Below are 24,925 nucleotides of genomic sequence, written 5' to 3' on the forward strand. Positions count from 1 at the left end.
ATCTTCGGGCCCATACTTTCAGTACCTGTCTAGAGTTGCCACGATGTCGTTGTTCACACGTAATGCCCATCCTATGCGCCATCCAGGGGGAAGTGCGAATGCCCCGCGGCGAACGGCCAACAACGATGCTTCATGTTGACGGCCTCCTGACGTCGATCCCGAAACGATTCCATCCCGCCAGTGATACCTGACGGTTGCGGAGGAACCAACGCCGAGCAGTTGCAGAAACTGAGGTGTGGGGACAGCAGGGGTCAGCGTTCCAAAGTGCGTCATGACTGGATGAACACGGCCACATACGGCTAATCTAGCATCGTGCCCGGCATGAGGCATTTCAACCGATGTGAATGACCTATCAAAAGGTGGTCGCATTGCTTGGGGCATCGATGGAATGAGTCGAGATACAAGCTCGACTTGTATTGAGTGATGCTTAAACTCGGTGACGAATTTAAAGTCGAGATACACCCAGTCTTTGTCAGAAGGACGGTAAGTTTGTGGGTTTGCGCTAAAAACTGCTTGAGTAAGATTTTCGATCAGTTGGCGCCCATTGGTGGGTTCCGTCAGTGAAGCTGGGTTGTAGCTACGCAGTGCAGCCTCAACCTGAAAAATGCACTCCACACCAGCATAGGGGAAGAGTGCGACATTCATCGCATACCGCAGTTTGCCTGTCCAGCGACCGACAGGAAATGTTGCGGACTCACGAGAGCCTTTGGCGATCAACCCTTCAAGTTCATGGGCGACCGATACCTCCAATGGAGCACAGACGGTTGCCAGCGTAGATTCAAACCGTCGTATGGTGGCATGATCTAGAGCGCCTGTTTCGATCAACGTTTGCCAAACGGCATCCAGAGTAGACGGCCAGTAAGCAGGGATCTCGGGCGCAGCACCCCTCACAACGGAGGATGTGGATACCAATGTCTCACGAAGCGAGCCGGCAAACGCCGCTGCACTAAGCTCTTCATGTGATGCGGCCCGTTCCGCTATTCGAATAAGCGTGGCATAACGGCCCGCATGCTGGCATTCATTAATAATTCGGTCAGTATCCAGAAAACGAGATACCCGCTGCCAGAGCACAACTGGCTTCTCTATGGAAAGCTTATCGAGTACGGCGGACGCGATGTCTGCCCGATTCTGAGCAGTCATCGAGCATGCCAGCGTGGCAACCTCCTTGAGGTAGGTGTCGTCGAAGCGAAGCAGCCAGAGCAACATGGCAGCCGCGCTGTCACGGCGCTCCCATTTCGGGTGATCCAAGCTCCAAAGGATCAGATCGAACGCTGCCGATGATGGGTCGCCCTGATCGTTGGCGCCCATGTAGGTGAACGGCGCGACAGATGCTTCGCCAATGATTTGGCTGATATGGTCAATTGCCGCCGATGTCACGCTGGCGTGCTGCACCGCATTGAGCTTGCTCGCGAACAGTTCTGTCAGGCGAGACGCGATGCGCCAGCGCTCGGAATATCGTTCCTGCAATGCTAAGGGGCCGTAGAGTTGCGTCAGATCCTCAGCGGTTTTGGTATGACTTTCTATCAAGGCCACTGCCTCGCGGGTGCTAGCGTCGGCGTCCCATACAGACCACCCTCCAGACTGTAGCACTTTGATTGATTCAAGACAGGCACTGATGCCTACCGCTTCATTTTTCCGTTTAAACTGTTTCTTTGCCTCATCGAGCGCCCGGCGGGACTCGGTGATGGCGGACTGTTTGCCGAACGTCCCCGGAAGGTAAAGAGCATCCAGGTTTGGGTCTTGGCTAGATTCGTCGGTATCGGGGGCCGTTTTCTGCTTCTTGGTTTCCAGCGGGCCATAACGTCCAGCGTACCCGGAAACCAATCGATCAAGCTGTTGCCTGGAAAGGTTGCCTTGGACCTTCTCCAGAATCGCTTTAAACGGAGCTGCACACGAGTCTGGCAAGATGTGAACCATGCCCCGTAGCATGAACCAGGCATTTTGTGCATTCATCGAATTACATATGATCTGCACGCGCGACGTCACCCACGCAATGTCGGTTGGTTGCTGATTAATACTGAGAACAATGCGCGCGTATGCCTCGCCCCACTCCCCTAGATGCCGCTTATCCCCATTTTGGTAGATCTCCAGCAGCGCCCAGCACAGTCGCCAGTCTGCATGTCCCTGGATGTTCTTGAGGATTTCCAGCAGCGATGCCTGCTCTTCCAGTGATCCTCCTGGATAACGCATGCCTACCAGGTCGGATACTCGATCAAGATCTCCTGTGCGTGCTTGCTCAAGCAATTGTTCCACGGATCCGCAGGACTGATGTTTGAAATAACTGATGGCGTCCGTATAGCGCTTACGGCGACACAGCTCGCCAATGAAGTTTCCCTTCTCTGCACGGACGTAGCGCTGGAAGGTCATCTCGCCGCTTGCGCGTTCAAGGTTCGCGGCGATCTGTTGATACGCTGTATCGGACACGTCCGTATACTGGGGAAACGCCTTCAGGGTCCCTGACATTAACGAAAGCTGATCCTCCTTGTACCAACTTGGTCCCATCGATACTGCGAGCACTTCCCGATAAACTCTCAAAGCCTCCTCTGATGCTCCCAGCTGGGTGAACAGAGGGATCATCTGGAGCATTTCAGGAATCAATTCGTATCGGTTCTGAACATTCGACTGAATATAATCCTTCCAGCGAAACATCAGGTCCAACAGTTGCTCATTCAATTCCTCGCCCAAGTTCGCTTTGGCGAATTGGGCAGTGAAGGAACGCAAGATCTCTCTGAAACCCTCCTGGTAAAGGCCGAGCTGAGTGCTGAACGCCTGATCCATGTGGTCAAGCATCCGTTTGGCGTCGGATGGCAGACAATCCACATAGAGCCGGGTCAGGTGATCGTAGAGCAACGGTACAATATGCTCGGGAATGAAGTAGCTGTTTTCCCAGGTGATGCGTACTGACAACGAGAAAGCAAGTTCAGGGAAAATCTTCTGATTCAGGAAGCTGCGGACCTCATCCAAGGCGCCCAGATCCGAAGTGACTTTGGCTCTTCTTGCGGTGCCGTCACACCAGGCGATTGCCTGTCCAAGGGACTGAAGTGCGCTTTCCCAGCCTGAAACTCCATGGTCCAGAAGAGTCGGTGGAATGCTCCATACACTCAGAAAAGATCCGGCGCGCAGCCTTACATACGCCTCATCAAACGCAGTCTCATCGGGCATCGCTCTGTTCTTTGTGAAAAGGGGCAGGGCTTGCGGGTCCAATGCGACACCATTAACAAATTGTGTCACTAAGGCGGGTGAGGCTCCCACTGAAATCAATACGTCGACAGTAGCGAGACTGGTGTCCGTCGGGGCTAATGGTGCGTCAATCTGCTCCTCGATATCCGATAGCACCAACTGAAGCCTATCGCTAAGGAGTGTCATACCGTAGTCACACGCGTAGGTGTGAGCGTGTGACAACAGATTTCGTAGCATCACCACTCGTTGACGTCGATCCGCATCGGGTGGCAATGGCACTGCCGCAAGTGGCGTATATTTTCCTTCGAAACAGAGCGCTGCGCCCAGCATGTCACCTACTAGGCTCAAGGTAATGCCTTCTCTTGCGCTTTCGGAAAATCCGTTCCGAGCGTGACGCAGAATATGTCCGATGTTGAGGAGGAAAGGTTTGAAGTACGCCTCCCCACCGGCCAACTTGACTAGCGCCATAAGGTGCAACTGCAGACAAGTGACGTCAAGAAACTCCTCCTGGCTCTGTTCGCGGTCGGCCAGGGCTGCCAATGCCGTTTGGATTTTTTGGATGAGCGCCCGTGCCTCATCAAGCCTTTGAGTTTGGATAAGCATGACGACAACCGCGAACGCGTCGTCAGGCGTCACAATCAAGTGCTCGTATCGTACAATATGGCGGAGCGCCTGTTGTGTCTCTCCAAGAGCAATCAACGCTCTGGCAACCAGGGCCGCAGACTGCGCGAATAGGGTGTTGTAGCGAAAGGTCAGTCGCTGAGAGAGAAGCAACAAGCGAATTAACTCTGCCGCAGTACCTAGACGCGCTGCTGCGGCGAGTGCGTCGTCAATATCGCCCAACAGTCGATCGGGTTCTGCGCCCAACAGTACTGATCGATCGACCCACTCCTGCTTGCATTCCCTCAATGCCGTGGCTTGCCTCTCAGCATCAGCCAACAGCCCATGGTAAATCCTGTTCAGCGGCCCATACTCGGCACTGGCGGTTAATACGCAAAACTCCATCAGCCTGCCCTGAATCCATTCGTCCAGCGCTAGGGTCTTTTGCGCGATGAATTCGGAAAACGAGGAGTGATAAATTTCCGTTTTATCAGGATCACGCAGAAGGTGACGAATACGGGCCATCGTGGGGACAAACGCCGTTGATTCAGCTGCTGTGAGCATCGACGTGATTGCAGACGTCGCTATTCCCCAACGCAGCCTGGCAATGATTCCGAGTAGGTTCACCGCTTCTTGGTCGTTCAACAGCTGCGACCAGATGGTCTCGTAGTAGTCCTGGATAGCACCCGTGAATGGCGGGATCGCGTGCAGGTCGTCGTCGGGGATGCCTTGGTTAACTATATCGATCAGATAGTGCAAATACAGGGGATGGCCCTGCGCTCGGCCGCAGATAAAAGCGATCATTTGCCCAGTGTTGTGATCTTGCCGAAGCAAGGACGCACACAGCGCTTGCTGCTCGTCCAGATCCAGGATTGGAAGTGTCAGTCGCTGAGCGCCTTTGGCGAGAGCGCCAAGGTCGCTGGTAAGTGCCTCCAGACCAACACCGGTGATGATTATGACAATCCCTGTCGGTAGCACCGGGGGCAATAGATCCACAAAGCGTCGCAAGGCGTCGCCACTTACTCCAGTGGCTTCGTTGATGCCATCGATGAACAGTACACTTACATTGCCACTCTCCGCAGAGCGATCTGCAAATGCCTGAAGTATCGAAGCGGTACTCTGTATAAGCTGGGAATAGGGACGCTCGGCCAATCGTGCAGGCCTGCCTGTCACCCTGGACGACCACAACGACTCCAACCATCCTACAAAGATCTCGGGCTGCGACTGGAGCGCAGGCGTCCAGCCGCGACTTCTGTCCGAAAGTGCATAAACGCCGATAACGTCAACCGTTGCGTTCCGCGGAGTGAAGTTGCGGCAGTAGGTCGACTTGCCAATGCCATGGGCGCCGTCCAACAGCAGATAGCCTGTACCCATCGCTAGCACACGTGATTCCAATAACTCGTCAAAATCTGGCCTTTGAGCGGCGTGGACGTCATCAACGGAGTCAGATGCAGGTTCTGTAATCACGCCGTGGGACCTTAGGAACTCTGCCAGATTCACAAAACTAACTGCCCCTAGAGACCTGTCCACACTGACGCGAAGCAATCCGCAGCAACGAGAACCTACCATCAAGGCGGCGCCAGACATTCCTGAATAGTCAGACAACTCGCTGCCCGTCTGAACCGATACGTCAAGATCGATCCCGAGCACCCGTTCACTAAACACCTGCTGCAAAATGCCATGCAAAATATGCCCAAGTTCCAGCTTCACCCCTGGGTAACCGAAGGCATAGCATCGAGCGCCTGGCTGCGGACGATGGAGTTCTATCGGGATAGGACGACAAAGCGCCGCGACCGATAGTTTAAGAAGACAGATGTCCAGGTCGGGATCAAGTGCAGAGATTATTGCCTCATGGTCAAAGGCAGAAGCACCCGCACCGAAGCGAACGCGCACCATGTCGCCCACCACCGGCTCCTCGCAAAAATCAACGCAGTGATAGGCGGTCAGGATGTGCTCGGGTGAGACGAGCCATCCGGTCCCGGACTCACCCGTAGCCAATATTTGGCAGGTGGCAAGCTTCACTTCTTCTTCTGTCATACATCACTTTCCTTGAGACTGATCCAGTCATTTGCCTCTGTGTGGACGCTGAACCGTGCGCCTGACCTGGAGCTGTGATCTCGCAGGCGTCTGGAAGCTTTAGACTCATGACTGAAATACAATTTGCGTTCAAAATCGGCCGGGCGATCAACTATCTCGGCCAAGACCTCAAAATCGGGATGATCGTGATGAGAACCGTCGGATGAAATGAAATAAACAGGGGCATCTATAAGTGATAAAAGCTCGACATTCGTACTGCGCAGGCTTCCGTGGTGAGAAACCTTGATCGCGTCGAACTGCAGAGAAGAGCCATTTGCAGCTACCTGTCGAAGGGCTGTCACCATATCTTCAGCCCGGGTATCACCCAGAAACAGGGCCTTGGTCCCGCACGCATTCAAGATGAAGGCAATGGAGCTGGCATTGGTGGGCGACGGATCGACTGTGTAGGCTTCCTGAAGACGCCGAGCGTGATGAGTTGCAATAGGGCGGATGGATGGCGTAGCAGGCTCCGATGCCGTGGCGCATAATATTTCATAGGCGTCGTCCAGCAGATCGTCGCCAGCAGGATTTCCCCTGAAACCTAATCGACGTAGTTCTCTGAGCCACCATTTGCGCAGTGCTTCCAAGCGAGCCAAAGTGGGCCCTATCACGCTGATCTCAACACCATTGGCGTAAGTGCGGTATGGGGTATCGTTTGTGATGCAATCCGTTCCATCTCCGGTGTTCCAGCGATAGCCTTTTTCCCTGAGCGCCTTAGCTAACGAGATACCGTGCTTCGCGCCGATTGGGTTAGCACCCGGACCGCGCTCCAATGGAAATCCGCGTCTCTGAATGGACTCTAATAGCTTTCGATCTTCTCCATCGCTGGGGAGGTTAGCCTGTATCGAGAGCGAACGTAGGCTGTTATGCCAAACGTCCTTGACTTCGATGATCTCTCGACCCTGCGGCGAGCCGTTACGCGACACGAACTCGATGATGCCTCCGATGTGATCCAGATCGATGTGTGTTGCCATCATCACATCGATACAACCGCCATTCTTTGAAATCAACGCCAGATCAGGCGCTATATAGGTGTTAAAGGTGCTGGCATAACCCGCGTCAACAAGGATGTGAGTACCGTTTGCATTGACCAGGAAGGCATCGCCGTTTTTGGCGGGATACATCTTTATTTTTAGCATAATTCCCCGGCCGTAGGAGGGCGCAGTCGTTCGGACGTCAAGCATATCGTAGGCAGCGGCGTGTTTGGGCGGCAGACCGCCCCGGATGGGCATTCAAGCGTCAGATCGGCGCGCTTGGGCATATACACGACTTTGGGATCAACGCTGCGTGGCTAATCGGAGGGTCGACGCAGTTGGACGCTGGACGTTGCAACTGCTTATCCTCACCTCAGTCTTCCTAGGGAAGGTCTGAAAAAGACTTCCCGAATCTGGTGAAATACGCCGATCCCGCCAGCCGAGTTTTTCCATGAAGCAGATGACCTTCGCCGACGCCGAGTACGCCGGCAAGCGCAAGCAGACCCGTAAGGAATTGTTCCTGATCGAGATGGATCAGGTGGTGCCGTGGAAGGGATTGATTGCCCTGATCGAGCCACACTACCCAAAGGGTGAAGGTGGTCGTCCAGCCTATCCGCTGATGGCCATGTTACGTATCCATCTGATGCAGAACTGGTTCGGCTACAGCGACCCGGCCATGGAAGAAGCGCTCTACGAGACGACCATCCTGCGTCAGTTCGCCGGGCTGAGCCTGGAGCGCATTCCCGACGAAACCACCATCCTCAACTTCCGTCGTTTGCTAGAGAAACATGAGCTAGCAGCCGGCATCCTCGGCGTAATCAATGGCTACCTGGGGGATCGCGGCCTGTCGCTGCGCCAGGGCACTATCGTCGATGCCACACTGATCCACGCGCCCAGCTCGACCAAGAACCAGGACGGCAAGCGCGACCCGGAAATGCACCAGAGCAAGAAAGGGAACCAGTATTACTTTGGCATGAAGGCGCACATCGGCGTGGATGATGAGTCGGGGCTGGTACACAGCGTGGTAGGCACGGCAGCCAACGTGGCGGATATCACCCAGGTCGACAAACTGCTGCACGGTGACGAGAACGTCGTCTACGCCGATGCCGGCTACACCGGCGTCGAAAAGCGCCCCGAACATGCTGGCCGCGAAGTGATCTGGCAGGTCGCAGCACGCCGCAGCACCTACAAGAAGCTCGATAAACGCAGCGCCCTGTACAAAGCCAAGCGCAGGATCGAGAAGGCCAAGGCACAAGTGCGAGCGAAGGTCGAGCACCCGTTTCGAGTGATCAAGCGCCAGTTCGGTTACGTGAAGGTGCGCTTCCGTGGCCTGGCCAAGAACACCGCTCAGCTGGTGACGCTGTTCGCGCTGTCGAACCTATGGATGGCGCGCCGACATTTGCTGACTACCGCAGGAAAGGTGCACCTGTAATGCGGAAAATGGCTGCTGCGAGGTGCTCGCGGCGGCCAAAAACGGAGAACTGAGCGGGTTACCTGGTCGATTTTGATCGACGGCCCGCTTTCAAAAGCAGCGAGGGCTGAAGTCGACCGGAAATACAGGGTTACTTCAGACCTTCCCTAGGCATACAGTTGCGAGATTACGACGTGCCAGTGGTTCAGTGATGATGCTAAAGGGCTTCGCTTAACGAGGGATTCGGAACCCATCCTCCGCACGTTCCGCAGAGTCATCGGCTTCGGCACATCGGCGGTGATATCTGCATCGTGATACCTGACCAGGAGCAATCAGAGGTACGCTTACAAAAAGTTAGGTTTTGGAGCCGAAATTGGCTCAAAATCATCAAAAGCTAACTAAAAGCTAGGCCCTGACGCACGATTGTGAGCAAAAAAATACTGATTATCCTGGAGAACTAGTAACAGTCAGGCCTCGGCTTCAGATCGTAAAACATGACTAAAATCTAATAGGGTAGATCCACGCATTGAGCCATGGATAACCTAGCGTCAGTGACTGATGAATAAGGCGCGAGCGATGCCCTGATCAGGCCATAGCACAAAGACAGAAATTGAACGGATCAATGCCTGCTCGCAGAAAAAGCCTGAGTGTAGGAGCTAAAATGCCCTCGCGTAACCGGCAAAGCTACCTGAATGCGCGGGACAGGGCAAACCAGCGCGAGCCACGGCACTGGCACTTTGCCACGACCCAAGGCATGCTAGCCGTCCCGTACGCGTCCAGCTAATAATACGTGTTGCACCTTAGTCGCCAAACCGCAGGATCGCAGCTTGCCTAATGTAGCTCCGCCAACACTCACCCATGTGCCAGGCCAAACCCTTGGCCCACCCGTGCGCGGGACGTTAAAGGGTGCCTTGGCAGCGCTGGTGCTGTTTTTGCTGGGGATCCTGATTTGGTTATTAATTGAACAGTTCCAGGAAACCCTCGAACAAGAGCACTTGGCCAGCGTCCATTACAGCGCAGACCTGGCTGACCACATCAGTTTGAGCCTGGCGCTCAAGGCCGAAACCGCCCTCAACCAGCTCCCGCTCTACGAACTCCCCCGCACCCCAAGCCAGCAGCAAGCTGTGGTCAACCAACTGCGTGCAGTGGTGCCGAATGTGCAAAGCCTGGCCTTGCTCAGCCCAACTGGCGATATTGTGCTCGACAGCAGTAGCGCCAGCCCTGACGCGGCTTTTTTGAAAGAGTGGGTACGCAGTAACCCGCCGCAAGGCCGGGGCGACGTTTATTACTACGGCAATAACCATGATGCCAGCGTCATTTACCTGCGCTTGCGCCCGCCTAACGACACCTTCAACGGGTATTGGCTGCTGCGCCTGAGCACCGGCATGCTGCACTCGCTGACGCGCCGAACCGCCGAGAACAACCGCCCGCAATGGCTGATCGAAAACGGCCAGACCGACACCGTGCTCAGCCGTATGGCAACCGCCTCCAGCGCCAGCACTGTCACCCCGGGCGACGAAGCCTCGACGGTGCTGCTGGTGCCTTTGAGCCACAGCGACTGGGAACTGCGCGGCCTGTTCGATCGCAGCGAGGCCAAGGCGCATCTGCTGCCCGGCCTGATCGGCAAATGCCTGCTGGGCCTGATGTTCTCGTCGTTGCCGCTGCTGGCGCTGCTCAACATGCGCCGGCGCCAGCGGCAACTGCATGAAGGTCGACGACGCTACCACGACATTTTCGAAGGCACCGGCGTGGCCTTGTGCGTGCTGGATCTGGCCGGTTTGCCGGGCCTGCTGGAGCGCGAAAAACTCCACGACCGCGAGGCGCTCAAGCAATGGCTGCAAGACAACCCCGAACGGCGGCGCCTGTTATTTGAGCAACTGCGCATCACTGAAGTGAACCAGGTGGCGTTGCAACTGCTGGGCATCAGCTCGGGCCATGAAGCCTGGATAAAACTGATCAACGGCTGCCCGGCCAACCCCTCAGCCATTGGTTATCAGTTGGCTGAAGCGGTGCTTGAACAGCAGCACCAGCTTGAACTGGAAATAACCCTCACCGATGCCCAAGGCCATGACCAGCATTTATGGCTGGTGCTGCGCCTGCCCGAAGACCGACAGGACTACCACGCGGTCATCTTAAGCATCAGTGACATCACCAGCCGCAAGCTGATTGAGCTGTCGCTGCAAGAGCGGGAAAGCTTCTGGTCGGACGTAGTGCGCACCGTGCCTGACCACCTGTACGTGCAGAACGTGATCAGCCAGCGAATGATCTTCAGCAACCACCATTTGGGCCAAACCCTGGGCTACAGCAGCGTTGAGTTGCAACAAATGGGGCCGTACTTCTGGGAGTTGTTGCTGCACCCCGAAGACGCCGAGCATTACAGCCAACTGCGCCAACAACAACGCGACGGCGGCTATGCCCAGCAACTCGATTGCCAACTGCGCTTTCGCCACCACAGCGGGGTGTGGCGCCGCTTTGATATTCGCGAGCAAGCCCTGGCCCGCGGCACCGGCGACCAAGTGACGCGCATTGTCGGGGTCGCCAAAGACATTACCGACCAAATCGAAGCCAGCGAGTCCTTGCGCGACAGCGAGCATCGCTACCGGATGCTGGCCGAGAGCATCAGCGACGTGATTTTCTCTACCAACAACAGCCTGCAACTCAACTACGTCAGCCCCTCGATAGAAACCGTGTTGGGCCATGACGCCGACTGGGTGCTCAAGCACGGCTGGCAAGCCACCATCGCCAAACCACAGCAACTCACAGGGCTGTACAGCCTGATCGAACGGGTCAAGAGCGCGCTCGACAAGCCGGCGCAACTGGCGGCCTTGCGCACCCAATTGCAGACCCAACTGTTCCTGCTCGACTGTGTGCGTGCTGACGGCCGCAAAATCCCGGTGGAGCTGCGTCTGATTCTGGTGTGGGATGAGCACGATAAATTTGAAGGCCTGCTCGGTGTTGCGCGTGATATCAGTCAGCAGCGCAGCGCCGAAAAAGACCTGCGCATGGCTGCCACGGTGTTTGAGCATTCCACCTCGGCCATCCTGATCACCGACCCGGCGGGTTACATCGTGCAAGCCAACGAAGCCTTTAGCCGGGTGAGCGGCTACTCCGTTGAGCAGGTACTCGACCAACTGCCGAACCTGCTGACTGTCGATGAACAGCAGCAAGCGCACTTGCAGTACGTGATCAAGCAACTGAATCAGCACAACACCTGGGAAGGTGAAGTGTGGCTCAAGCGTCGCAATGGCGAACATTACCCGGCGTGGGTCGGGATTACGGCGGTGTTCGACGACGAAGGCGACCTGGCCAGCTATGTGTGCTTCTTTAGCGACATCAGCGAGCGCAAGGCCAGCGAACAACGCATCCACCGCCTGGCCTACTACGATGCCCTGACGCACCTGCCTAACCGCACGTTGTTCCAGGACCGCCTGCACACCGCCTTGCAGCAGGCCGAACGGAACAAGTCGTGGGTGGTGTTGATGTTCCTCGACCTCGACCGCTTCAAGCCGATCAACGACTCGCTGGGCCACGCCGCGGGCGACCGCATGCTCAAAGACATGGCCACGCGCCTGCTGGCCTGCGTGGATGACGACGACACCGTTGCGCGCATGGGCGGCGACGAATTCACCCTGCTCTTGCAACCCCGCGCCACCCGCGTCATGGCGCTCAACCGGGCGGTCGGGGTGGCTGAGCAAATCCTCGCCAGCCTGGTGCAACCGTTCGTTCTTGAGAGCCGCGAATTTTTCGTCACCGCCAGTATCGGTATCGCCTTGAGCCCGCAGGACGGCAACGAACTCAGCCAGTTGATGAAAAACGCCGACACCGCGATGTATCACGCCAAAGAGCGCGGCAAAAACAACTTCCAGTTCTACCAGGCCGACATGAACGCCAGCGCCCTGGAACGCCTGGAGCTGGAAAGCGACCTGCGCCATGCGTTGGAACAGCAAGAATTTATCCTCTATTACCAGCCGCAATTCAGTGGTGACGGCAAGCGCCTGACCGGGGTTGAGGCGCTGCTGCGCTGGAACCACCCACGGCGCGGGCTGGTACCGCCGGGCGACTTTATCCCGGTGCTGGAAGAGTTGGGGCTGGTGGTGGATGTCGGTGACTGGGTGCTGGCCGAATCGTGCCGCCAGCTCAAGCGCTGGCACCAAGAGAAAGTGCGCGTGCCTAAAGTCTCGGTCAACATCTCGGCACGGCAATTCTCGGACGGCCAGCTTGGCACGCGGATCGCCAGCATCCTCAAGGAAACCGGGCTCTCCCCGGCGTGCCTTGAGCTGGAACTGACCGAAAGCATCTTGATGCGCGAAGTCAGCGAAGCGCTGCAAATTCTCGCCAGCCTCAAAAACCTCGGCCTGAGCATTGCCGTTGACGACTTCGGCACGGGTTATTCGTCGCTCAACTACCTCAAACAGTTCCCGATCGACGTGCTCAAGATCGACCGCACGTTCGTCGACGGCCTGCCGTCAGGCGAGCAGGATGCGCAAATTGTCCGCGCCATTATTGCGATGGCCCACAGCCTCAACCTGGCGGTGATCGCCGAAGGCGTCGAGACCCACGAGCAGCTCGAGTTCCTGCGCGAGCACGGTTGCGACGAAATTCAGGGCTACCTGTTTGGCCGCCCCATGCCCGCGCACCTGCTGGTCAAGCAATTGCAGGCCTATGGTTTCAAGCTTGCAACGTGATCACGCACGCCGTGAATCGCTTTCATATGCCAGTTAATACCCATTGGGTTAGAATGCCCTCCTTTTCTGCCCCCCGATCCTTGAGGACCGCCATGTTCAGCCGTGATTTGACACTTGCCAAGTTCGACGCCGACCTTTTTGCCGCCATGGAGCAAGAAGCTCAGCGCCAGGAAGAACACATCGAGCTGATCGCTTCGGAAAACTACACCAGCCCAGCGGTGATGGAAGCTCAAGGCTCGGTCTTGACCAACAAATACGCGGAAGGCTACCCAGGCAAGCGTTACTACGGCGGCTGCGAATACGTCGACGTGGTTGAGCAACTGGCCATCGACCGTGCAAAAGAACTGTTCGGCGCCGATTACGCCAACGTTCAGCCGCACGCTGGCTCCCAGGCCAACAGCGCTGTTTACCTGGCCCTGCTGTCGGCCGGTGACACCATCCTGGGCATGAGCTTGGCTCACGGTGGTCACCTGACCCACGGCGCCAGCGTTTCGTCCTCGGGCAAGCTGTACAACGCTGTTCAATACGGCATCGACGCCAACGGCCTGATCGACTACGACGAAGTTGAGCGCCTGGCGGTTGAGCACAAGCCAAAAATGATCGTGGCCGGTTTCTCTGCCTACTCGCAGATCCTGGACTTCCCGCGTTTCCGTGCGATCGCTGACAAAGTTGGCGCGTACCTGTTCGTTGACATGGCTCACATAGCCGGTCTGGTGGCTGCTGGCGTTTACCCGAACCCGGTTCCATTTGCTGACGTCGTAACCACCACCACGCACAAAACCCTGCGCGGCCCACGTGGCGGCCTGATCCTGGCCAAAGCTAACCCTGAAATCGAGAAAAAGCTGAACTCGGCTGTATTCCCGGGCGGTCAAGGTGGCCCACTGGAGCACGTTATCGCCGGTAAGGCCGTGTGCTTCAAAGAAGCTCTGCAGCCTGAGTTCAAGGTGTACCAACAACAAGTGGTGAAAAACGCCCAGGCCATGGCCTCGGTGTTCATCGAGCGCGGCTACGACATCGTGTCGGGCGGTACTGAAAACCACCTGTTCCTGCTGTCGCTGATCAAGCAAGACATCTCCGGTAAAGACGCTGACGCCGCGTTGGGCAAAGCTTTCATCACCGTGAACAAAAACTCCGTGCCTAACGACCCACGCTCCCCGTTCGTCACCTCGGGCCTGCGTTTCGGTACCCCGGCTGTGACCACTCGCGGCTTCAAAGTTGAAGAGTGTAAAGAGCTGGCGGGCTGGATCTGCGACATCCTGGACGACATCAACAACGAAGCCGTGATTGATGCAGTTCGCGAAAAAGTAAAAGCTATCTGCAAAAAGCTGCCTGTTTACGGCAACTGAGTGTAATTAGCTGAAAAAAAAGCCCGGCTCTTGAGCCGGGCTTTTTTGTGCCCACCCTGTAGAAGCGAGCTTGCCTCGCGATCTTTTAAAGATCAAAAGATCGCGAGGCAAGCTCGCTCCTACAGTAAAACGACAGCCGGAGTTCTCTGGAGTGCGAAGCCGTGTAGACTTGCCATCTGTCTCCGCACGGATACACTCATAACAATGAATTACATCATCCAGCAAACGAAATCCTTTGCGTTATGGCATTCAACACTGCGCGATATGCGCGCAAAAATCGCTATTGCACGCCGCATTGAGAGAGCCTCGGCGGGCAACCTTGGCGATGCCAAAACAGTCGGTGGCGGCGTGTCTGAGATGCGCGTGGATGTCGGAGCCGGGTATCGGCTTTATTTCACACTGCGCGAAGGTGTGATGATTGTCTTGCTGGTGGGCGGTGACAAATCTACACAGGCTGCTGACATCAAGCAGGCAAAAATGATGGCTAAGGAGGTCTGAGATGCCTAACACCCCTATTGCGTTCGACATGGCGGCGCTGCTCGATAGTGATGAAGCCATCAGCGAGTACCTCTCCCAGGTACTTGCCGACGGCGATACCGATGAACTGATTCGTGCCGTTGGTTACGTGGCCAAAGCCCGAGGTATGGCGCAAATCGCCAAAGACTCAGGCCTCGGTCGTGCCAGCTTGTACAAGGCCTTCGCCCCTGGGGCCAAGCCTCGCTTCGACACCGTGGTGAAAGTCATGCGTGCAATGGGCGTGGAGCTTCACGCGCAGCCAGCACACCCATAAGTGGCCGGGTCAGGTCGGCTGTAAGCGCCAGCCCAAGACGTTGAGCAGGTCGCAGCCGTCGCGCAGCAAGATCATGGCGGTGGTGGCGAGTTGTTTGAGGTCGATGGCGTCGGCGTCCTGAACGTCGCGACTAGAGAAGGTTTCCATCAGTTGGGTCACCGCCAGTACGCGGGCGGTGGCGTTAGCGTGCAAGACGTCAAGCGGGGCGTTACGGTCGATCAGCAAGGCGGGGATGGTGCAGTCGATGGTAGTCAGCGGGATGTACGGTGAATTAGTCATAAGTAAATCTCTTTGCTTTAGAGTTGAGCCATCTGTCTTCGTCGCCAAACGAAAACAGGTGGCCGCTGTACGCGGGTTGGCGAACCGGTCAAAGCTAAGAAAACCCGGCAGATCCGAAGATCTCCCACGTACAGCTGCCATAAAGCACAGCGAGCAAAAATACACGCTCTGCCACATATAGCAATTCTTAGCACCTTCCAAGTCGCCAAACCCGGTCACCCATTTGGGCGAGCGCTGACTATAGGCGCCGCCCTGCTGCCTCAGCAATTGGCAAAGCTGTGCGAAACATCCCTCAATTTCGTGGGCGTACACACCCTTTGTAGGAGCGAGCTTGTCTCGCGATCTTTTGATCTTAAAAGCTCGCGAGGCAAGCTCGCTCCTACAGAGATTTGTGGTGAATCTGGCGCCCGGCACACGCACATCATCCCCCCAATTCAACATCCCGCAGAGGCTTTAGCTCGCTGAGCCTCACTCAACCGGTAAGACCGGTCAGCCAATTTTATTAAAATTCACTTGATTATCCCGAAATGCGACTCCTACACTGCTCGCGAACTGGACATACCGGTAAGACCACAATAATTAAGTTCTGAAGCCCATTCGCTCAGCGACCTGCTGTCAGGACACTACCAGGACTCCTCCCATGATCAGATGGTGCTCGCGTTCAATTTTCTTTCAAGTCGTTCTTGGCCTCCTGCTCGGTGCCGCTTGCGGCCTTGTTTTGCCCGAATACTCTTCCCACCTCAAACCCTTGGGCGACGCTTTTATCAAGCTGATCAAGATGCTGATCGGCCTGATTGTGTTCTGCGTAGTGGTCAGTGGCATCAGCGGCGCGGGCGACTTGAAGAAGGTCGGAAGGATCGGCCTGAAGTCGGTCATTTATTTTGAAATTCTGACCACGGTTGCATTGGTGGTGGGCTTGGCGTTTGCCTTCAGCACGGGGATCGGCACAGGAGCGAATATCCATCTGGATCAATTGGCCAGCGCCGGGGCAAGTGACATCACCCAGCGCAGTGAGCATATGCAAACCACGGCGCAGTTCTTGATGGACCTGATCCCCACCTCGGTGGTGGGCGCTTTCGCTGATAACAACATTCTGCAAGTGCTGCTGTTTTCCGTCCTGTTCGGCAGCGCGCTCAATCTGGTCGGTGAGGCGGCGTCGGGGATATCGCGGCTGATTAACGAGCTAAGCCATATCATCTTCCGCATCATGGGCATGATTGTTCGTTTGGCGCCCATCGGCGTGTTTGGCGCCATAGCCTTTACCACCAGCACGTATGGCCTGGATTCGCTGCAACACTTGGGTAGCCTGGTCGGTTTGTTTTATCTGACCTGTGCCGCGTTTGTTTCTGTAATTCTTGGCGTGGTGATGCGGGCTTCTGGCCTGCGTCTTTGGCCTCTGCTCAAGTACCTGCGCGAAGAGCTGACGATTGTACTGGGCACCGCGTCGTCCGATGCCGTGCTGCCACAAATCATGCGCAAGCTGGAGCACTTGGGCATTGGCACCTCGACGGTAGGGCTGGTTATTCCAACCGGATACTCCTTTAACCTGGATGGTTTCTCGATTTACCTGACGCTGGCCATCGTGTTTATCGCCAACGCCACTGGCACTCCCTTGGCCATGACCGACTTGCTGACCATTTTGCTGGTCTCGTTGATCACCTCAAAAGGGGCTCACGGCATTCCCGGTTCGGCATTAGTCATTCTTGCTGCTACCTTGACCGCGATCCCGGCCATACCGGTGGCAGGTCTGGTATTGGTGTTGGCGGTAGACTGGTTTATGGGCATTGGCCGCGCCCTGACTAACCTGATCGGTAACTGTGTGGCGACTGTCGCGATTGCCCAGTGGGAAAAAGACATCGACGTGCAACGTGCCAACAAAGTACTCGCCGGGCAACCGGGCTACACCTTTCGCCCGCTCAAACCTGAAGTCGCTGTCGGCCCGCAGGATTTTTAAAATCTTCTAACCCCTTTTGTTGCTCATGGAGCGAAAAGTGATCACCTCGTCAACGGTTGTAAATTCGGTAGTAGCCAAACTCAGGGCGGCCTTGGCCAGCGGGGAATGGCGCAGCGGAGAGATGCTGCCCGGGCAACGGGAGTTGGCTGAAAAGCTCGGCATCAGCCGCCCCAGCCTGAGGGAAGCCATCATCGTGCTGGAGACACTGGGGCTAGTCCGTACCCTGCCGAGCAAAGGCGTGGTGGTGCTGCAAGCCAACGCCAGCGAATCTCCCCAGCAGGAGAACGCGGTGGCGCAAGCCAGCATGGAAGATGTACTGCAACTGCGTTACACCCTTGAGCCGTTTATCGTCGGGCTGGTCGCGCAGTCCATTCGCAGCAAAGAGGTCGGCCAGTTACGGCTAACGCTAATGGACATGCGCGAAGCCCTGGAAGCCAACGACAGCGAGGCCGGGGTCAATGCGTACATCGCCTTTCATGAAGAGCTGTTTAACCTGACGTCTAATCCCATCTTCCAGAGCGTTGTTCAACAAACCAGCAACGCCCTCAAACAAAGTGCACAAGTGCTGCGCAACTCACCTGAGCACATGGCAGAAAGACTGGAAGAAAATGAGGCCGTGGTGCGCGCCATTCGTGCCAAAAACAGTGCGTTGGCGGGCGCCGAAATGCGTCGCCATATTCTGCGCGAAGGTCAGCGCGTGGGCATTGAACTGAACATACCTGACGAAAACCCCGGCAGTTAACACGTTTCAGACAGGAGTCTGGCCATGAGTGCTTATGCTTTGTTGCCGTCCAATGCGTCACTACCCGATTCACGCCCCTTGCAGTCAGCGCCGTGTACCGATGACGTGTACGCCCGTGTGCTGGACGCCATTGTTGACCAACGTCTACCCCCCGACAGCCGGTTGAATGAAGAGCGGTTGGGCCGGGAGTTCGGCGTGAGCCGCTTGCAGATCCGTCATGCCCTTTCGCTACTGACGTATCAGCACGTCATTACGTTGCAGGCTAAAGTGGGCGCACGTATCGCCTCACCGTCTGACGAGCAGATCTGCCAAGCCCTGCATGCCCGGCGCCTGACTGAAACGGCCTTGATACCCATGGCCTGTCAACGGGCACAAAGGCCCGACATCGATCATTTGCATCATTTGATCGAGCGCCAGCGCCAGGCCTACGCGGACAATCAGCGGGGCCGGGCCATACGCTTGGCGGGTGCATTTCATCTGCATTTGGGACACATGGCCGGGAACGCACCCTTGGCGCACTTCCTGGCCAACTTGATCCCTATGACATCACTGGCCATTGCGCGCCGTTCAGACGGGCCCGAGGCTTGGCAGCAGCAGGTCGCAATGGCCAACGCGGTGGAAAACAAAGATGAGGCCACCGCGTTGGCATTGTTGAATCACTATCTGGGTGAGCTGGTTCCAGGGTGATCGCAGGGGCCGAGCTAAAGGGTCAGTTGCGCAAACCCTTCGCGAATCTTGGCCTCGGGCAGGTCATCGGCAATAAACACCATCACGCTTTCGCGGGCCTCGCCTTCGGCCCATTCGGTGTCCCAGTCAAAGCCGTACAGCTTGAGCACGCCCTGGAACACCAACCGGCGGTCTTCGCCTGCGATGTTCAGCACGCCTTTGTAGCGCAGCAGTTGTTTGCCGTGGCTTTCGAGCAGGTCGTTCATAAACGTGCTGAGGCTGTCGATATCCAGCGGTTTGTCGGTACGCAGTACCAGGCTGGAAATACGGTCAATCGAAGCTGCCGGCTGCACCGGGCGCAAGCTCAAGCCGCCGCCCAGGTCGGCATTCAAGTTAAACCCGCGCACATCGAGCAGTTCTGCCAGGTCGATTTTGCCGTGCTCAACCACGCGAATCGAGGCACGCCGGTTGATCCGCGTCAGGCGCTCGCACAGCGCATCAAACGTGGCGTCGTCAACCAGGTCACGCTTGCTCACCAGCAAACGGTCGGCAAAGCCGATCTGTGCCTGGGCGATGGTTTGGCTCAGGTGCACGTCGGCATGGGCGGCATCGACCAAGGTAATGATGCCGTCGAGCAAGTAGCGCTCACGCAGTTCTTCATCAATAAAGAAGGTTTGCGCCACCGGGGCCGGGTCGGCCAGGCCGGTGCATTCGATCACTAAACGATCAAAGGCAATTTCGCCGCTGTCCAGCCGCTCGAGCAGCAGGTACAGGGCTTTGGTCAGGTCGGTGTGGATGGTGCAACACACGCAGCCATTGGCCAGGGTCATGACTTGCACCGGCTCGTCGCCCAACAATTGGGTGTCGATACCGGCATCGCTGAATTCGTTTTCGATCACGGCAATTTTCAGCCCGTGTTCGGCTTTAAGCAGGTAACGCAACAACGTGGTTTTACCGGCACCCAGAAACCCGCTAAGGATGGTGACGGGGATGGGAGATGACATGCTCAGGTCTCCTTGAAAGAGGGAGCGCAAAAACAACTGTAGGAGCGAGCTCGCCTCGCGATCTTTTCAAGGTTCAAAAGATCGCGAGACACGCTCGCCCCTACAGAGGTCTAGCTATTTAACAGCACTTGGGCCCGCTCTTGCCGCCGTAACGGGCTTCCTGGCGCTCGCGGAAGAACGCCTCGTAGCTCATCACCGGCTTGTCCGGGTGATTGGTTTGCATATGCTCGACGTAGTTGTCGTAGTCGGGCATGCCGACCATCAGGCGCGCGGCCTGACCGAGGTATTTACCGAGGCGACTCAGGTCATTGAACATGGCTGCATTCCTCTATCGTGCATCGGGCATCGCCTTGAAGGGCGTTTCTTTGTCAGTCCGCTCTTTGTTGCCCCAAGCGGCGACGCCGACTTTGAGCGCGTAGAACAGGATGCTGAACACCACGAACAGGAACAGGACGGTCAGGCCCGCGTTGGTGTACGCGTTGATGATGACGTGCTGCATCTGGTCGATGTTTTTCGCCGGAGCAATCACTTGGCCTGCGTCCAGCGCTGTGCTGTATTTTTTCGCCAGCGACAGGAAGCCGACCGCCGGGTTAGCGTCGAACAGCTTGATGAAGCCTGCGGTGGTGGTGCAGATCAGCAGCCAGACCGCTGGCAGCATGGTGACCCAGATGTAGCGTTGACGCTTCATTTTGATCAGCACAACCGTCGCCAGCATCAGCGCGATACCCGCCAGCATCTGGTTAGAGATACCGAACAGCGGCCACAAGGTGTTGATGCCGCCCAGCGGGTCGATCACGCCTTGGTACAGCAAGTACCCCCACATCGCCACGCAGCCTGCGGTCGCAATGAGGTTGGCCGGCCAGGATTCGGTGCGCTTGAGCGCTGGCACGAAGCTGCCCAACAGGTCTTGCAGCATGAAGCGACCGGCACGGGTACCGGCGTCGACAGCGGTCAAAATAAACAAGGCTTCAAACAGAATGGCGAAGTGGTACCAGAACGCCATGGTGTTTTCGCCCGGCAACACGTGGTGCAGGATCTGCGCGATACCCACCGCCAGTGTCGGAGCGCCACCCGCTCGGGCCAGTACGGTGGTTTCACCGATGTCTTTGGCCAGTGCAGTCAACGCATCCGGGGTAATGGCAAAGCCCCAGCTGGTCACGGTTTGCGCCACGGTCACCACGTCACCGCCTACAATGGCAGGCGGGCTGTTCATGGCGAAGTACACACCCGGCTCGATCACCGAAGCGGCAACCATTGCCATGATGGCCACGAAGGACTCCATCAGCATGCCGCCGTAGCCGATGTAACGGGCGTTGGCTTCGTTATCCAGCAGTTTAGGGGTAGTACCCGAGGAGATCAGTGCGTGGAAACCCGACACCGCGCCGCAGGCAATGGTGATGAACAGGAACGGGAACAGACCGCCTTTCCAGACCGGGCCATTGCCGTCGATGAACTGAGTCACGGCCGGCATTTTCAGCTCGGGCATGGTGATCAGAATGCCGATAGCCAGCGCGATGATGGTGCCGATTTTGAGGAAGGTCGACAGGTAGTCACGCGGTGCCAGTACCAGCCACACCGGCAATACCGCAGCCACAAAGCCATAACCGATCAGCATCCAGGTGATTTGCACACCGGTGAAGGTGAACACCGGAGCCCACTCCGGACTCGCACCAATTTGCCCGCCCAGCCAGATCGAACCGAGCAACAGCAGCACACCGATAATCGAGATTTCACCGATGCGCCCCGGGCGTATGTAGCGCATGTACACGCCCATAAACATCGCAATCGGGATGGTTGCCATCACCGTGAACATGCCCCATGGGCTTTCGGCCAAGGCTTTAACCACGATCAGCGCCAGCACCGCGAGGATGATGATCATGATCAGGAAGCAGCCAAACAGCGCGATGGTGCCAGGCACCTTGCCCATTTCTTCGCGCACCATGTCACCCAAAGAGCGACCGTTGCGACGTGTGGACATGAACAAGACCATGAAGTCTTGAACCGCGCCCGCCAGTACCACACCGGCAATCAGCCACAGTGTGCCGGGCAGGTAGCCCATTTGCGCAGCCAGTACGGGGCCGACCAGAGGGCCAGCGCCGGCGATGGCGGCAAAGTGGTGTCCGAAAAGGATGTGTTTGTTGGTCGGCACGTAGTCCAGACCATCGTTATTGAGCACCGCAGGCGTTGCCCGGTTGGGATCCAGCTGCATCACGCGAGTGGCAATGAACAGACTGTAATAACGGTACGCGACCAGGTAGATAGCCACCGCTGCAACTACAATCCACAGCGCGTTGATCGCCTCTCCCCGGCGTAATGCCACCACGCCAAGGGCGCAGGCTCCTACAATTGCCAGCACCAGCCACGGGATGTGGCGTAGCAGGCTATTTTTATTATTCATTTTTATATTCCGGCCAGTTGGACAAGAAGTACCGCTCTCGGAGTGTAGCGCTCCTGACTCTAAAGACCACCCCCTTACCTTGGTCTAGAGCCTTCTTTTGCAGATTTATGCTGGGCGTGCGCTTAAATAAAGCGTCGATGCAGATCAGGGAAAACCAGTTGCGCGAACCACACTGGAAAACCGGGATAGATCAGCCGTGATTTTGGCGACGGACTGTCTACCACGCCTAACTGCACAAGCTTCTTTAATTGATTGATCGCGGTTCGCTCACCCAGCCCCATGAACACTTTAAAGTCATTACGCGCTACAGCCCCCTGAGTGATCAGGATATGCAAGGCGCGGGCAATTTCCGGCTTGATCTCTGCGGCCATAAATCGCTCATCGAAAGCGACCGCCCGTTCAAGTCGCGCGCGTAATGCATCACGGTCCAGCGCCTCCAGCATGTAACTCATCTGGTCGATACAGGTGCGCAGCATAAAACGCACGAAAGCCTGTAAGGCTTTTAAAGACAATTGCCCTCGCCCGTCCAGATCGCCCTGGCGATGCTGATCCGCCTGGGCCAGGTGCTGGTAATACGCTTCGTGTTCGCGGGCCAGCCCACGGGACAGCGACCACAAGGGTGAGGCCAGCCCCAACTTCAAGAGCTGTAAATGCGTGACCATGCGCACCACCCGACCATTGCCATCGGGGAAGGGATGCACCCACGCCAGGCGGTGGTGATAAGCCAATGTGGCAATCAACCGATAGCGGGGATCGGCCAACCGCCCATACACAACCTGCATGCGCTCAAGCATCGGGCGCACCGCCTGATAAGCCGGCGCCTCATGCTGACCGACGGACACATTGAGCCCGGCCATGTCTCGGAGTTGTCCGGGCACCATCGGCGCCTTTAACCCATCAATCTGCAGTTCTTGCTCACTGGCATCACGGAACAGGCCGCGATGAATGAGGGAGACAAAATTCACGGCAAAAAGATCTGCCCAGTCAGCCCCTCCATCCCGATCAATGATGCGTTCAAATGCGCGTTGAACGTGAACGTGTGACGTCGCTATTTCAGTTAACTGCTTGGCTGTGCGTTTGATCTGCGCTTTTTGCTCGATCACCTTGGGCTCGGTGTACTGCCCTTCAATCAGGTTTGAATAAAAGCTGTTGGTCAGTTGCAAGAGCCGGCCAATACGCTCACGGGTCTCTGCCGGGTAAAGCCCTTCGAGCCGTCCTTTGAGGGTCAGCATTTGATCTGCCATCTCAACCATATCCACGGGGACAGGTTCGAACAGCAACGGCTCAAGCCAGCTAATGGAGGTGTACAGGTCGGTCATGGCCGGTCTCTTTTGCAGATTTTTTTGCACATATTATTTATAGACTACAGCCTATAAATACGGGCTAAAACCGACGTTAACAGACAAACCACAACGCGCCTATTGCAGATTTTTTTACACAATTGAAACGCTATTCAAACAACGCATCCAGCGCTTGTTCCAGACGGGTCACCGCAATGATAGTGAGCCCCGGCGGGGATTCTTTGGGGGCGTTGCCTTTGGGCACGATGGCGCGTTTAAAGCCGTGTTTGGCGGCTTCTTTCAAACGCTCTTGGCCGCTCGGCACCGGGCGTACTTCACCTGACAGGCCGACTTCGCCAAACACCAGCAAGTCGTGGGGCAGCGGACGGTTGCGCAAACTGGACATGACGGCGGCCATCAAGGCCAGGTCTGACGCGGTTTCCAGCACTTTGACCCCGCCCACCACGTTGAGGAACACGTCCTGGTCGTGGGTCGGGATACCGCCATGGCGGTGCAGCACCGCCAGCAACATGGCCAGCCGGTTTTGATCGAGGCCCAAGGTCACGCGGCGCGGGTTGGACATGTGGCTGTCGTCCACCAGCGCTTGTACTTCGACCAGCATCGGCCGTGTCCCTTCCCACGTGGCCATTACCACGCTGCCCGGGACTTCTTCTTGAGCCCGCGTCAGGAAGATCGCAGAGGGGTTGGAGACTTCTTTCAGGCCTTTGTCGGTCATGCCGAAAACGCCCAGTTCGTTGACCGCACCGAAACGGTTTTTCACCGCGCGCAGCAAACGTAACCGCCCGTCGGATTCACCCTCGAAATACAACACGGTATCGACCATGTGCTCCAGCACGCGGGGGCCAGCGAGAGCGCCCTCTTTGGTCACGTGGCCGACCAGAAAGATCGCCGTGCCGCTGGATTTGGCGTACCGCACCAGCAACGCCGCGCTTTCGCGCACTTGCGACACGCCGCCCGGTGCCGATTGCAGCTGTTCGGTGAAGATGGTCTGGATCGAGTCGATCACCATGACCTTGGGCTTTTCGAGCTTGGCCGTGGCGATGATGTTTTCGATGCAGGTTTCGGTCATGACCTTGAGCTGGTCCTGCGGCAAGCCCAGACGCCGGGCGCGCATGGCCACTTGCTGCTGCGACTCTTCGCCGGTGACGTACAGCGCGGGCATGCGCGTTGCCATCTGACACAAGGTTTGCAGGAGGATAGTTGACTTGCCGATGCCGGGATCACCGCCGATCAGCACCACAGAGCCGTCGACCAGACCGCCACCGAGCACCCGGTCGAGCTCGCCGGAGGCGGTCGAAAAGCGCGGGATTTCTTCGATGCTGACTTCGGCCAGGGTTTTGATTTGCGCCTGTTGCCCGGTCCAGCCGGTACGGCCACTGGGGGGCGCAGCAGCGCCGCTTTCAACAACGGTTTCTACCAGGGTGTTCCAGACGCCGCATTCTGCGCACTGCCCGGCCCACTTGGGGAAAGTTGCACCGCACTCGGTACAGCCGTAAATGCGCTTAGGCTTGGCCATCTG

At 56.9% G+C, this 24,925-nt stretch carries 17 protein-coding genes; 9 read left to right on the top strand and 8 right to left on the bottom strand.

Features of this window, described 5'->3' with window-relative positions; all coding sequences use genetic code 11:
- Window positions 1–18: 18 nt before the first annotated feature.
- Both avs1b and avs1a read right to left on the bottom strand, forming a co-directional pair.
- Window positions 19–5,817: an AVAST type 1 anti-phage system protease Avs1b gene (avs1b, locus tag GHO25_RS09300; protein ID WP_153390642.1), complete on the bottom strand. Its 5,799-nt coding sequence runs from the start codon at window positions 5,815–5,817 to the stop codon at window positions 19–21.
- Window positions 5,814–6,995 carry an AVAST type 1 anti-phage system MBL fold metallo-hydrolase Avs1a gene (gene avs1a / locus GHO25_RS09305; protein WP_153390643.1) on the bottom strand — a complete coding sequence of 394 codons (1,182 nt, stop codon included), beginning with the start codon at window positions 6,993–6,995 and terminating at the stop codon, window positions 5,814–5,816. Before avs1a ends, avs1b begins: the two co-directional genes overlap by 4 nt.
- Window positions 6,996–7,281: 286 nt before the next feature.
- Between avs1a and GHO25_RS09310 the strand changes: the two genes are divergently transcribed.
- The 6 genes from GHO25_RS09310 (at window position 7,282) to GHO25_RS09330 (ending at window position 15,062) form a co-directional block, all read left to right on the top strand.
- Window positions 7,282–8,262: an IS5-like element ISPa16 family transposase gene (locus GHO25_RS09310; RefSeq protein WP_153390644.1), complete on the top strand. Its 981-nt coding sequence runs from the start codon at window positions 7,282–7,284 to the stop codon at window positions 8,260–8,262.
- Between the two features lie 640 nt (window positions 8,263–8,902).
- Entirely contained in the window at window positions 8,903–9,025 is a 123-nt protein-coding gene (locus GHO25_RS26505; protein WP_256677192.1) for a hypothetical protein, read from the top strand.
- Between the two features lie 43 nt (window positions 9,026–9,068).
- The gene (locus tag GHO25_RS09315; RefSeq protein ID WP_153390645.1) at window positions 9,069–12,926 is read left to right on the top strand and encodes a bifunctional diguanylate cyclase/phosphodiesterase; all 3,858 of its coding nucleotides are present in this window, start codon (window positions 9,069–9,071) and stop codon (window positions 12,924–12,926) included.
- 92 nt (window positions 12,927–13,018) lie between these two features.
- Window positions 13,019–14,272, top strand: a complete 1,254-nt coding sequence (glyA, locus tag GHO25_RS09320) for a serine hydroxymethyltransferase (protein WP_153390646.1) — start codon at window positions 13,019–13,021, stop codon at window positions 14,270–14,272.
- A gap of 204 nt (window positions 14,273–14,476) precedes the next feature.
- Window positions 14,477–14,770: a type II toxin-antitoxin system RelE/ParE family toxin gene (locus tag GHO25_RS09325; RefSeq protein WP_048367422.1), complete on the top strand. Its 294-nt coding sequence runs from the start codon at window positions 14,477–14,479 to the stop codon at window positions 14,768–14,770.
- Window position 14,771: 1 nt separating this feature from the next.
- Window positions 14,772–15,062 (top strand): addiction module antidote protein, encoded by a 291-nt coding sequence (locus GHO25_RS09330; RefSeq protein ID WP_048367424.1) that lies wholly within the window; start codon window positions 14,772–14,774, stop codon window positions 15,060–15,062.
- A gap of 9 nt (window positions 15,063–15,071) precedes the next feature.
- Here the strand turns inward: GHO25_RS09330 and GHO25_RS09335 are convergent, their stop codons facing one another.
- Entirely contained in the window at window positions 15,072–15,341 is a 270-nt protein-coding gene (locus GHO25_RS09335) for a short-chain dehydrogenase (protein ID WP_153390647.1), read from the bottom strand.
- Between the two features lie 640 nt (window positions 15,342–15,981).
- Here GHO25_RS09335 and GHO25_RS09340 point away from each other — a divergent pair.
- Genes GHO25_RS09340 through GHO25_RS09350 form a run of 3 tightly spaced genes read left to right on the top strand, consistent with a single transcriptional unit; the run spans window position 15,982 to window position 18,724 of the window.
- Window positions 15,982–17,295 (top strand): C4-dicarboxylate transporter DctA, encoded by a 1,314-nt coding sequence (locus GHO25_RS09340; protein ID WP_048367427.1) that lies wholly within the window; start codon window positions 15,982–15,984, stop codon window positions 17,293–17,295.
- 37 nt (window positions 17,296–17,332) lie between these two features.
- Window positions 17,333–18,037, top strand: coding sequence for a FadR/GntR family transcriptional regulator (locus GHO25_RS09345; protein ID WP_048367805.1), 705 nt, complete (start codon window positions 17,333–17,335; stop codon window positions 18,035–18,037).
- A gap of 24 nt (window positions 18,038–18,061) precedes the next feature.
- A complete protein-coding gene (locus tag GHO25_RS09350) occupies window positions 18,062–18,724 on the top strand; it encodes a GntR family transcriptional regulator (protein WP_153375638.1) in 663 nt (220 codons plus the stop codon).
- A gap of 14 nt (window positions 18,725–18,738) precedes the next feature.
- On the opposite strand, the gene yjiA is transcribed toward GHO25_RS09350, so the two are convergent.
- The 5 genes from yjiA to radA all read right to left on the bottom strand — a co-directional run bounded on the left by yjiA (window position 18,739) and on the right by radA (window position 24,922).
- Complete coding sequence (yjiA, locus tag GHO25_RS09355; protein WP_153390649.1) at window positions 18,739–19,707, bottom strand: GTPase; 969 nt, start codon at window positions 19,705–19,707, stop codon at window positions 18,739–18,741.
- A gap of 118 nt (window positions 19,708–19,825) precedes the next feature.
- On the bottom strand, window positions 19,826–20,023 hold the full coding sequence (locus GHO25_RS09360; protein ID WP_048367431.1) for a YbdD/YjiX family protein: 198 nt from the start codon (window positions 20,021–20,023) through the stop codon (window positions 19,826–19,828).
- A gap of 12 nt (window positions 20,024–20,035) precedes the next feature.
- Window positions 20,036–22,105: a carbon starvation CstA family protein gene (locus GHO25_RS09365; protein ID WP_048389492.1), complete on the bottom strand. Its 2,070-nt coding sequence runs from the start codon at window positions 22,103–22,105 to the stop codon at window positions 20,036–20,038.
- Window positions 22,106–22,227: 122 nt separating this feature from the next.
- Window positions 22,228–23,424 (bottom strand): Fic family protein, encoded by a 1,197-nt coding sequence (locus GHO25_RS09370; RefSeq protein WP_256677194.1) that lies wholly within the window; start codon window positions 23,422–23,424, stop codon window positions 22,228–22,230.
- 130 nt (window positions 23,425–23,554) lie between these two features.
- Window positions 23,555–24,922, bottom strand: a complete 1,368-nt coding sequence (gene radA / locus GHO25_RS09375) for a DNA repair protein RadA (protein ID WP_048367434.1) — start codon at window positions 24,920–24,922, stop codon at window positions 23,555–23,557.
- Between the last annotated feature and the right edge of the window lie 3 nt (window positions 24,923–24,925).

The organism is Pseudomonas sp. FSL R10-1350 (assembly GCF_009600525.1).
Classification (GTDB): Bacteria; Pseudomonadota; Gammaproteobacteria; order Pseudomonadales; family Pseudomonadaceae; genus Aquipseudomonas; species Aquipseudomonas helleri.

Excerpts from the sequence above, each read along its gene's own strand:
- avs1b (WP_153390642.1), bottom strand. The coding sequence starts at position 5,817 with ATGACAGAAGAAGAAGTGAAGCTTGCCACCTGCCAAATATTGGCTACG.
- avs1a (WP_153390643.1), bottom strand. The coding sequence starts at position 6,995 with ATGCTAAAAATAAAGATGTATCCCGCCAAAAACGGCGATGCCTTCCTG.
- GHO25_RS09310 (WP_153390644.1), top strand. The coding sequence starts at position 7,282 with ATGAAGCAGATGACCTTCGCCGACGCCGAGTACGCCGGCAAGCGCAAG.
- GHO25_RS26505 (WP_256677192.1), top strand. The coding sequence starts at position 8,903 with ATGCCCTCGCGTAACCGGCAAAGCTACCTGAATGCGCGGGACAGGGCA.
- glyA (WP_153390646.1), top strand. The coding sequence starts at position 13,019 with ATGTTCAGCCGTGATTTGACACTTGCCAAGTTCGACGCCGACCTTTTT.
- GHO25_RS09325 (WP_048367422.1), top strand. The coding sequence starts at position 14,477 with ATGAATTACATCATCCAGCAAACGAAATCCTTTGCGTTATGGCATTCA.
- GHO25_RS09330 (WP_048367424.1), top strand. The coding sequence starts at position 14,772 with ATGCCTAACACCCCTATTGCGTTCGACATGGCGGCGCTGCTCGATAGT.
- GHO25_RS09335 (WP_153390647.1), bottom strand. The coding sequence starts at position 15,341 with ATGACTAATTCACCGTACATCCCGCTGACTACCATCGACTGCACCATC.
- GHO25_RS09340 (WP_048367427.1), top strand. The coding sequence starts at position 15,982 with ATGATCAGATGGTGCTCGCGTTCAATTTTCTTTCAAGTCGTTCTTGGC.
- GHO25_RS09350 (WP_153375638.1), top strand. The coding sequence starts at position 18,062 with ATGAGTGCTTATGCTTTGTTGCCGTCCAATGCGTCACTACCCGATTCA.
- yjiA (WP_153390649.1), bottom strand. The coding sequence starts at position 19,707 with ATGTCATCTCCCATCCCCGTCACCATCCTTAGCGGGTTTCTGGGTGCC.
- GHO25_RS09360 (WP_048367431.1), bottom strand. The coding sequence starts at position 20,023 with ATGTTCAATGACCTGAGTCGCCTCGGTAAATACCTCGGTCAGGCCGCG.
- GHO25_RS09365 (WP_048389492.1), bottom strand. The coding sequence starts at position 22,105 with ATGAATAATAAAAATAGCCTGCTACGCCACATCCCGTGGCTGGTGCTG.
- GHO25_RS09370 (WP_256677194.1), bottom strand. The coding sequence starts at position 23,424 with ATGACCGACCTGTACACCTCCATTAGCTGGCTTGAGCCGTTGCTGTTC.
- radA (WP_048367434.1), bottom strand. The coding sequence starts at position 24,922 with ATGGCCAAGCCTAAGCGCATTTACGGCTGTACCGAGTGCGGTGCAACT.